This window comes from Clostridium sp. CX1 (genome assembly GCF_025398335.1).
Lineage (GTDB): Bacteria > Bacillota > Clostridia > Clostridiales > Clostridiaceae > Clostridium_AM > Clostridium_AM tanneri.
This window is the reverse complement of sequence record NZ_JAODOO010000007.1, coordinates 193,365-203,522: the sequence shown is the minus strand read 5'-3', so window position 1 is coordinate 203,522 and position 10,158 is coordinate 193,365. Positions and strand designations below refer to the sequence as shown.

Below are 10,158 nucleotides of genomic sequence, written 5' to 3'. Positions count from 1 at the left end.
CCCAGAGTGGGGTAGATACCTGAATGCTGATGCACTAGTTGGAGCTGTAGGTGACTTGTTATCACATAACCTATTTATATATTGTGGTAATAATCCAATAAATTGCGAAGATACATCAGGAAATTGGGGCATTAGAAGCTTTTTAAATAAGGCTTATGCATTAGTCACTGGACTTGTACTAACAAAAGTAGTACAAATTCAACAAACAAATCAAAGATTAGTAAATAACATTAAAAATATAGGGCAAAAAATCGTTAGTAAAGTAGTTAATAGTTTTAGGGGAAATCCTAGACTTTATAGAAAAATGAGTTTGGATGAATCAGGAAAAACACTAAAACAAATGAAACTTCAACCAGCTATCAAAGGAAAGGAACCGACAAAATGGTTATCAGAAAGTCTAGATAAAGTGAGAAACTTCACTAATAAGAGTGCAATATCTACAGAAGAAAGAATTATTGAATTTGAAATGAACCCAAACTATTATAGAAATATACAACAAACTGCTATTCCACAGCAGGGTTCTAGGGGGATGCCGCAAGTTAAATATCACTATGAAGGATTGCCAGAAGGCGGGCAATTAAGAAATTACGGAATAACTCCTCAACAGATAGAATTGTTTAATGAAAGTATTATAAATGTTAGAATAGTAAAATAATAATTATTTAGATAAAGTTAAGTATTTTTAACTTTATCTGAGTATAATATTAAATAATGGAGATTAAATAGAATGGATAAAATTTATACTATAGACACGTTATGTAAAGATAAAAAAATATTTGCTCTTTACAACAAAAAAACTATTAGGATTTATCAAGCATATAACAATAAGATTGCAGATGAGGCACTAAATCTAGGAAAATTTGGTCCTGTCTTTAATATGGAAAGAATGACGTGGATAAAACCATCATTTTTATGGATGATGTATAGGTCAGGGTGGGCAACAAAAGTAAATCAGGAAAGAATTTTGGCAATTGATATTTTAAGAGATGGTTTTGAATACATCCTTTCAAACGCTGTTCTATCAACATATAATGATTGTGTTTATTCATCATATGAGCAGTGGAAGAATAAGTTGCAATTTTCAGAAGTAAGGTGCCAGTGGGATCCTGATAGGGACTTACATGGAAACCGTATGGCAAGGAAGGCAATTCAGCTGGGAATTAAGGGTTCGATGGCAAAGAGATACGTTAATCAATGGATTGTAAAGATAGCTGACATAACTAATGAAGTATATAAGTTGAAAATGGAAATTAATAACATTAACTTTGATAAAAGTTTACTACCAAAAGAAACTGAATATCAGATTAATGATTATGTAAAAAGAATTATAGGTATGTAATAGAATGGAGGTTGTTATTATTTATAATAAAGATAAAATTAGAGAATTATTAATAAATTCAGTACATGGAGCAAAAGAGGTAAATGAGTTTTTTAATATTAATCTTAGTAATGAAGAGCTATTGAAAATATTAATCGAAATAGCCTCTGATGATTATTCAAATGATGCAAGAATGGAAGCTTGTTATTGGATTTCTAATTTTGATATTGAACTACTTAAGATGATAGAAAGTGATTTATTAAAAATTCAAGAAGATGAATTAGATAGTATTGCTTGTCATATTCTTATAGCTCTTGGAAAAATTAAATCTAAAGAAGGATTAAAATATTTAATTGAAGATAGAATTCAATCCAATTTGTACTGGGAGGCTCAAGCTTTGAAATATCATTTAAGAGACATTATAAAATTATAGATGTATAATACAATGTGTTTTGTAGAAATTTTAACTTTTATTTATGATTTTTAGTAAGCAGAAACTTGTTTTTAGTTTTCTGATAAGGGTTCTAACACCATAGCCATCAATCTAAGTAACAGCAAGGATTGGTGGTCTTTTACTTTCAACATACACTGACAGGTCAGTAAGATGTTTTTATGATAAACCTTGGGAGACTAAAGTTATGGGTAATAATATTAGTGTCTTCTTTAAATACAATGATTCAGGTGCGACACGTTCCTAACTGAAAAGGTTAGACACTAAATTTAATATTTAGGAGAACTAATAATCTGAAAAGTCAAATGAGGGAGTAACGTCCCGAAGGGCTTTCTCTAATACTCCGAATAGCGGTTTGTTTAATAAGAGAGGAACCGTTATAAGCTCGGTGAAGGCGGCTGAGATTACACCCTAATGCTATTATTTTAGGAAGTCATAATTACTACAGTTGTGCAACTAATGTATGTAAAGACTTCTCAGAAATCAATTTCTTAACTACAAAAACCCTAGATGTTAGATTAAAGGTAAGCGTCAAAGTTTTAGCACCTTTAATAATTTCAGAAATATCATTAAAATATCCTAGTAAGGCAAAAATATGCTTTACTAGGATTAATTTATTTCCTATCTTTAATTTTCATATTTTCAGGAATCTTATTAGACCAAGGCATAAGGTTCTCTAAGCTTTCGCTATCAGATAGATCTATCTTTAATAGATTATCAAATAAATAAACTAGGTATCTTTCTACAACTAGTTTATTAGCCTTGGCAGTTTCAACAATGCTATAAATATTAGCACTAGAAGTGGCTCCTTTAGCAGTATTGGCAAAAAGGAAGTTCTTACGATTATGTGCTTAAGCACATAATCGTAAGAACTGGCTCTTCAATGGAAGTCCAAAAGGAGCTAGCGCAAGTGCAACAGTCTACAGTATAATTGAGACTTCAAAGGCCAACGGCTTGAACCCGTATATTTACCTTAAGTTTTTGTTTGAACAACTTCCAGGGGTTCAGTTCGAAGCAAATCCAGAATTCTTAGAGGAATTCCTGCCTTGGGATTCATGGGCACAGGATTCCTGTAAAAAGAATAATTAAATCGAAAAGTACTGCCACCTTATCGGATGGCCGTTTCTATTTAGCCCTACACTAGGTAATTTATCGCTTACGAACAATGACAGCTTGGGCAAATATAGGAATAGGCGGAACAGGCTCAAGATTAATAATTGCAAATGAAGGAACAAACAGAAACTTATTTAATGTATATGTAGATGAGAAAAATAAATTGAACCTTGCAGTAATAAACAACAGTAATAACTTTACTAATGTAATAACTGTAGATGAAGAATTAATCCCAGGTCAGTGGTATTTTGTAGCAGTATCTTGGATTTTTAATGGAACTACTTTAAAATGCAGCTTGTATTTGAATAATAAAGTATATAATAAGGAAGTAATAGATTTTAGAGACTTTACAGGAGTAAAGACAGCAGTAGGAAGCAATATAGGTGGAGATTACGCACTAAAAGGACTGATAAAAAAATTCAGCTACTCACCTAGAGAACTAATGGATGCTGAAATACTAAAAATGTATCATGGAAGCAGAGTAAAGTATGAGTATGACAGTATTGGAAGAGTAGTTAGAAAGAAAATAAGAATAGGGCTTAAGGAATTTGAAACACAGTATGGCTATGAGGGTGGCAATAAAATAAGTTCAACAACAAATAGGCTAAGTTCTGTACAAAATGAATTGAATCCAATAAATTACAGTCATGACGATAACGGAAATATAACTAAAATTATTGATAACGGAAAAGTTATAGAATACCGATATAATGAGCTAAATGAATTAGTAAAAGAAATAAATGGAATAACTCAAAAGATTATAGATTACAGCTATGATGCAGGAGGAAATATAGCAGAAAGAATTGAAACACCTTTATCTGGAGGAACATCAGTAACTACAGGAAGCTATCAGTATGATCTTATATGGAAAGATAAACTGACACATTATAATGGAAAGGAAATAACTCATGATAACGCAGGGAATCCTTTAACTTATAATAACTATAGTTATACTTGGGAGGAAGGAAGACAGCTAAAATCCATAGTTGGTAATGGGCAGAATATAAGTTTTAGATATAATGACGCAGGAATTAGAACAGAAAAGAATGTAGATGGAGTTGTTACAAGATATTACCTTATTGGGAATAAGGTGGTCCTTGAGGATAACGGTATTGACAGGATATACTATACTTATGATAGTAATGATGACCTTTTAAGTATGAATTTAAATGGTGAGGAGTATTACTATATAAGGAACGGTCAAGGAGATATTATTGGTTTATTTGATAAGAATGCAAAACAGGTAGTAAGCTATGTTTACGGCACCTGGGGCAGGCTTATTAGTATAAAAAATGAAAGTGGAATAGATATAACTAATGATAAATCTCATGTTGGATATAAGAATTCTTACAGATATCGTGGCTACAGATATGACGGTGAAACTGAAGTATATTACTTGAATTCAAGATATTATAACCCAGAGTGGGGCAGATATTTAAATGCAGATGCGTTAGTTGGAATTACTGGATTATTGCTATCCCATAATGTATTTGTATACTCAATGAATAATCCTGTAAATATGGTTGATCCAAATGGATATTTACCAAGGTTGTTGGAGAATGCAATACAAGGTGCTCGTAATTTTGCTGAGAGGACTTATAATTATGTAACAGATGTTGCAGTAGAAGTAAAAGAAACAGTTAAAAATGTAGTGAGTAGTGCAATAAATAATTTTGCATTTTCCTCTTGGAAGCCATTGGGGCATAAAGATTGGGAGTATCGACATGATGAGGCTGATGAATCGACAAGAGAAAGAGAACATGTTCACTTGAGAGGAGAAGGTAGAGAATATCAACAAGATATTAAAGGTGGAAGAAGAAAAAAACAAAACCCTTACGGGTTGCCTGATCCTCCTAAAAAAGTAAGAAAGCTTTTAAAAGAAAAGGGAAATTGGGATTGGGATACAAATGCGTCTAAAAATATTGTAGCAAAAACATTAGTTATAAGTGGAGGTTCTTATTTAATATATCGTTCGATTAGAATGATACCATCACTTGCACCGCCGTTATGGTGGACAATACCAGTCAATGTGATTACTCCGTGAATTACTAGAAAGGAGTGTTGAAATGAAATATTATACAAGTGAACTTTGGAGAAAACTAAATAGTGATTCAGATGAAGAGCGTGAAGATGCTAAAAAACAATGGACAAAAAACTCAAAAGAATATGGTGAAAGATTTGAGAAGCTAAAATATAAGTTACCTAAAAGATTTTTGCAGATATTTATGAAAGAGTATGGATTTCATGATTATTATCTTACAGACTTACAAATAATTCACGAAACCCCTGGATATAGAAATCCAGTTAAGGTTATACTAACAATAACAGATACTGAAAAAAGTTGGAATATAATATATCATGGAATAAAGGACATAGATGTAAAATATACATCAGAACCATATGTACGTCCAGGAAAGACAAAAAAATATTATGATGGATTTGATATTTATGGATATAACGAATTTAATGAAGTAGATGAAGAAACTTTGTCACATGAAATTTTATTTGCATCAGGAGCAACAATTTTAGTTTCTTTTAGAAAAATATCTATAAAAAAGGTAGAATAGTATTTATTATAGTGAATATTTTGAAGTTGGTGAATTAAAAGGATTTGTAGCAAGAAGAAAACTATTTTCAGCTTTCTGCCATGAGGTTTGAATGCATAGCCATCAACCTAAGCAATAGCAAGGGTTGATGGTCTTTTAATTTGTATTTGAATAATAAAGTATATAACAAGGAAATAACAGATTTTACAGGTGTAAAAACAGCAGTAGGAAGCAATATAAGTGGAGATTACACACTAAAGGGACTGATAAAAAAATTCAGCTAATCACCTAGGGAACTAACAGATGCTGAAATACTTAAAATGTATCATGGAAGCAGAGTAAAGTATGAGTATGACAGTATTGGAAAGGTAGTCAGAAAGAAAATAAGAATAGGGTGTAAAGAATTCGAAACACATTATGGTTATGAAGGTGGCAATAAAATAAGTTCAACAACAAATAGACTAAGATCTATACAAAATGAACTAAATCGAGTAGATTATAGTCGTGATGAGAATGGTAATATAACAAGAATTTATGTAGACAGAAAAGAAATTATCTACTACTATAAGTTGTTACAAGATATTACCTCATTGGGAATAAGGTAATTCTTGGGGATAACGGAATTGACAGGGTATACTATACTTATGATAGTAATAATGACCATTTAAGTATGAACTTAAGTGGTCATTATTACTATATAAGGAATGGATAAGGAGATATTATTGGTTTGTTTGATAAGAATGCAAAACAGGTAGTAAGCTATATTTATGACACCTGGGGCAGGCTTATTAGTATAAAAAATGAAAGTGGAATAGATATAACTAATGATAAATCTCATGTTGGGTATAAGAATTCTTACAGATATCGCGGCTACAGATATGATAGTGAAACCCAATTATATTACTTGAACTCAAGATATTATAACCCAGAGTGGTGCAGATATTTAAATGCAGATGCATTAGTTGGAGTTACTGGATTATTGCTATCCCATAATGTGTTTGCATACTCAATGAATAATCCTGTAAATATGGTTGACCCAAATGGGTATTTGCCAAGATTATTGGAAAATGCGATTCAAGGTGCTCGTGATTTTGCTAAAGAGGTTTATGATTATGCAACAAATGTTGTGGCAGAAGTAAAGGCATATGCTGGAAAAGTTGTGGCAGAAGCTAAAGTTGTAGGGAAAAAAATCATATCAGATATATCTAATAAGTTATCATCTTCACCTGCTCACAAAAATACTGCTTCAGGAGCAATTGATAAGTCTGCAGAATATGGAGCTAATAGGCTTGTAAAAAAATCTATTAGTGGCTGGAAGTCTTATGGAACAATGGGATTAAGTAGTTCAATAAGAAAACCAACTACATTAGGTGGTAGTATTATAAGCCATTCAGCTCAATATACAGGAACAGCAATATTTGCTGGGACGGATATAATTGGAGATATGTATAGGAAAGAGTATTTTAGTTTAGGTGTTGACGCAGGAGGTGTTTTCTTAGGTTTACGTTTAGGATCAGCAGTAGGGACAGCAATAGAAGGTGGATTAATAGCTATGGGCATGTCTGCTAGTGCGACTGTAATTCCTGTTTTTATTGGAAGTGTTGTAGTTGGGGTTGCTATAGATAAATTTGGAAGTATTATAAAGGATCATCACTATGGAGGAAAATAATCTTGAAAAATAAAATGAAGTCAATAGGTGCAAGTGGAGCACTATTTGGTATAATATTGAGTAGATGGATTACTAATCATTATGGCAAAAATGGAAACTTGGTTGTTGGAGTGTGTGCATTTATAATTTTAGTATTGTATTTTATTATTGTGGCTTACAAAACGAAAAAATATTTAGGTATGACTATAGTATTAATTATGTTGTCGCCATTAATAGTTATGCTTTTAGGCGTGTATTTAGAGAATTCTTATGTGATTTTAGGAGGGATAATTCTATTATTTGTTTCATGTAATCTAATGATAAAGAAAATAGTCCCTTGGTTACAGAGTAGAAAAAAATAGAACAATAGCAAGCAGAAAGCTGTTTCTAGTTTTTCTCGTGAAATCTGATTCCATAACAAGCAGAAAACTGTTTCCAGTTTTCTGCCATGGGGTCTGATCTCATAGCCATTAACCTAAGCAACAGCAAGGGTTGGTGGTCTTTTAGTTTGTATTTGAATAACAAAGTAATAACAAGGAAGTAACAGATTTGATAGCGTAAAATTTTTGCGGGCAAACATAGTTTTAATTACTGCTTATTCTTTGCAAATATTGATATTGCTTAGTTTTATGACATAATTTTTTATAAAATATTATGCTGCCCACTTTAACTTAACACTAACGAAAGAGTAATTGAAGTTGATATTAGAGTTAATTCTTGTAGAACTAATATTAAGTTATAATTATATTATATAGTGTTATAATAGTTAACAGGTTCTAACTATATTAGCTTTATATAAAAGATTTGAAAGCGAATTGGAAAGGTAAATAGAAATTAGTATAAGTCAGTATAATATTAAAAAATTTGCAAATACTATTTATGTATCTTTTTTACTCATATTATAATATTTAAGAACTAGTATATTAACTATGCTAGTTCTTTTCCTTTTTGAACTAATTAAAACTATTCTTATATAAGGCTGGTCACCTCTATATACATTTTTATTCATTATATCATATTTCAATTTCACTGAAACTTAAGGGTGTTCTAAAATTCTTCAATGAATAATATAAATACTACAAAGATATATCCTTCAAGATATGTCAGTAACAATTGTTCCTTTCTTTTGTAATCACTTTTAATGGAGGTTGAGAAATGAATTTTAAAGAGTTAATAGAGAAGGATAGAGAAAAAAGACAAAAAGATGATTTCCAAGGAACCTTTTTAGATTATTTGGAAATAGTAAAGGAAAATCCTGAAATATCACAGCTTGCACATAAAAGGATGTATAATATACTAACAGAACCTGGTATGGAAATATTAAAGCCGGAAGAAAATCTAAGAGTAAGAAAAATATATGGAAATGAAACTATTAAGAGTTACAACTTTTTTAAAAATGATTTCTTTGGAATAGAAAAAACCTTAATGAAGTTAGTCAGCTATTTCTATTCAGCAGCTATGCAGGGAGAAGAATCTAGACAGGTACTTTATCTTGTAGGTCCTGTAGGTTCTGGAAAATCATCCATAGTTGAGTCTCTTAAAAAAGCCCTTGAAGCAGCAGAACCAGTTTACGCATTAAAAGGCTGCCCTATGAGAGAAGAACCACTTCACTTAGTTCCAAAACACCTCAGAAAACAATTCGAAGAAACCCTAGGAATAAAAATAGAAGGAGATTTATGTCCAGTATGCAGACATAGATTGAAGGAAGAGTTTAAAGGAGAATATGAAAAGTTCCCAGTAGTTAAGACCGGTTTTTCTATAAGGTCAAGAAAGGGAATAGGTGTAGTTCCTCCAGTTGATCCAAATAATCAGGATACTTCAGTTCTTATCGGTTCTGTAGACATATCTAAGATGGACTTGTATCCAGAGGACGACCCACGTATCTTTTCATTGAATGGTGCTTTTGATGTGGGAAATAGAGGAATGGTTGAGTTTATAGAAGTATTTAAAAATGATGTGGAATATCTTCATACTATTATAACTGCAACTCAGGAAAAATCTATACCATCACCAGGAAAAGGCTCTATGATATACTTCGATGGAGTCATAGTGGCACATTCTAACGAGGCGGAGTGGAATAAGTTTAAGTCAGATCATACTAACGAAGCAATACTAGATAGAATTGTAAAAGTTGAAGTTCCATACTGTATGGAATTGAATGAAGAGAAAAAGATATATGAAAAAATCCTAAATAAGAGCAACTTTAAAGCTCATATAGCCCCTCATACCATTGAAGTAGCTTCCATGTTTGCTATACTAACTAGATTAATGCCATCAAACAAAGTAGACCTTTTAACTAAGCTTAAGATTTATAATGGAGAGGAAATAGTTGAAAAGGGAACTACAAAGAGAGTAGACCTTACAGAGCTTAAAGAAGAAGCAGGACTTAGAGAAGGTATGGATGGTATTTCCACAAGGTTTATAATTAAGGCTATAGATAATGCTCTTTCTGATTCAGAGCATAATTGTATTAATCCTCTTAGTGTAATGGAAAGTATTATGAAGTCAGTAAAAGATTTAGATACTGCTGATGATATAAGAAAGAAATATCTTGGACTTATTCAAGATACAATTAGAAAAGAATACAACAAGGTTCTTGAAAAGGAAATAACAAAGGCATTTATACAAAGCTTTAAAGAACAGGCAGATGATTTATTTAATAATTATCTAGATCATGCAGAGGCTTATGTAAATAAATCAAAAATTAAAGATAGATCTACTGGTGAACAATTAGATCCAGATGAAAAATTCATGCGTTCTATTGAGGAACAAATAGGAATATCAGAAGGGTCTGCTAAAGGCTTTAGATCAGATGTAACTTCCTATATGTTCTATTTGATTAGAAAGGGTGGAAAGATAGATTATAGCTCTTATGAGCCTTTAAAAGAAGCTATAGAAAAGAAAATAACTTCTTCTGTAAGAGAAATGTCTCGTATAGTAACTAAGTCTAAGGTTAGAGATAAGGAGCAGAGTAAAAAATATAGCTCAATGGTAGAAGAAATGAAGAAGAATGGATATTGTGACCATTGTTGTGATGTAATCTTGAAATATGCTGCTAATAACCTATGGAAGGATTGATGGT

At 31.6% G+C, this 10,158-nt stretch carries 9 protein-coding genes and 2 pseudogenes; 10 read left to right on the top strand and 1 reads right to left on the bottom strand.

The annotated features are described in order from the left end of the window. The 3 genes and pseudogenes from N4T77_RS10245 to N4T77_RS10235 form a co-directional block, all read left to right on the top strand. A pseudogene (locus N4T77_RS10245) lies at positions 1-655 on the top strand (hypothetical protein); the annotation flags it as partial. Between the two features lie 72 nt (positions 656-727). Beyond that, on the top strand, positions 728-1,339 hold the full coding sequence (locus tag N4T77_RS10240) for a DUF4291 domain-containing protein (protein ID WP_261671692.1): 612 nt from the start codon (positions 728-730) through the stop codon (positions 1,337-1,339). A gap of 4 nt (positions 1,340-1,343) precedes the next feature. After that, positions 1,344-1,751: a hypothetical protein gene (locus N4T77_RS10235; protein WP_261671691.1), complete on the top strand. Its 408-nt coding sequence runs from the start codon at positions 1,344-1,346 to the stop codon at positions 1,749-1,751. A gap of 632 nt (positions 1,752-2,383) precedes the next feature. Here the strand turns inward: N4T77_RS10235 and N4T77_RS20285 are convergent. Continuing rightward, on the bottom strand, positions 2,384-2,548 hold the full coding sequence (locus N4T77_RS20285) for a transposase domain-containing protein (RefSeq protein ID WP_396125111.1): 165 nt from the start codon (positions 2,546-2,548) through the stop codon (positions 2,384-2,386). Positions 2,549-2,633: 85 nt separating this feature from the next. Here N4T77_RS20285 and N4T77_RS10230 point away from each other — a divergent pair. The 7 genes and pseudogenes from N4T77_RS10230 to N4T77_RS10200 all read left to right on the top strand — a co-directional run. After that, positions 2,634-2,858 (top strand): annotated as a pseudogene (locus tag N4T77_RS10230) (transposase domain-containing protein); the annotation flags it as partial. Positions 2,859-2,934: 76 nt separating this feature from the next. After that, the gene (locus tag N4T77_RS10225; RefSeq protein ID WP_261671690.1) at positions 2,935-4,926 is read left to right on the top strand and encodes an RHS repeat-associated core domain-containing protein; all 1,992 of its coding nucleotides are present in this window, start codon (positions 2,935-2,937) and stop codon (positions 4,924-4,926) included. Between the two features lie 22 nt (positions 4,927-4,948). Beyond that, a complete protein-coding gene (locus tag N4T77_RS10220; protein ID WP_261671689.1) occupies positions 4,949-5,449 on the top strand; it encodes a hypothetical protein in 501 nt (166 codons plus the stop codon). A gap of 299 nt (positions 5,450-5,748) precedes the next feature. Beyond that, positions 5,749-6,033: a hypothetical protein gene (locus tag N4T77_RS10215; protein ID WP_261671688.1), complete on the top strand. Its 285-nt coding sequence runs from the start codon at positions 5,749-5,751 to the stop codon at positions 6,031-6,033. Positions 6,034-6,155: 122 nt separating this feature from the next. Continuing rightward, positions 6,156-7,097: an RHS repeat-associated core domain-containing protein gene (locus tag N4T77_RS10210; RefSeq protein ID WP_261671687.1), complete on the top strand. Its 942-nt coding sequence runs from the start codon at positions 6,156-6,158 to the stop codon at positions 7,095-7,097. A gap of 2 nt (positions 7,098-7,099) precedes the next feature. Beyond that, positions 7,100-7,438, top strand: coding sequence for a hypothetical protein (locus N4T77_RS10205; protein WP_261671686.1), 339 nt, complete (start codon positions 7,100-7,102; stop codon positions 7,436-7,438). Positions 7,439-8,231: 793 nt separating this feature from the next. Continuing rightward, positions 8,232-10,154 (top strand): PrkA family serine protein kinase, encoded by a 1,923-nt coding sequence (locus tag N4T77_RS10200; protein WP_261671685.1) that lies wholly within the window; start codon positions 8,232-8,234, stop codon positions 10,152-10,154. Positions 10,155-10,158 lie beyond the last annotated feature (4 nt).

Bases quoted from the DNA above. Each gene is read 5' to 3' on its own strand.
- N4T77_RS10235 (WP_261671691.1), top strand. From the start codon at position 1,344: ATGGAGGTTGTTATTATTTATAATAAAGATAAAATTAGAGAATTATTA.
- N4T77_RS10225 (WP_261671690.1), top strand. From the start codon at position 2,935: ATGACAGCTTGGGCAAATATAGGAATAGGCGGAACAGGCTCAAGATTA.
- N4T77_RS10200 (WP_261671685.1), top strand. From the start codon at position 8,232: ATGAATTTTAAAGAGTTAATAGAGAAGGATAGAGAAAAAAGACAAAAA.
- N4T77_RS10220 (WP_261671689.1), top strand. From the start codon at position 4,949: ATGAAATATTATACAAGTGAACTTTGGAGAAAACTAAATAGTGATTCA.
- N4T77_RS10240 (WP_261671692.1), top strand. From the start codon at position 728: ATGGATAAAATTTATACTATAGACACGTTATGTAAAGATAAAAAAATA.
- N4T77_RS10215 (WP_261671688.1), top strand. From the start codon at position 5,749: ATGTATCATGGAAGCAGAGTAAAGTATGAGTATGACAGTATTGGAAAG.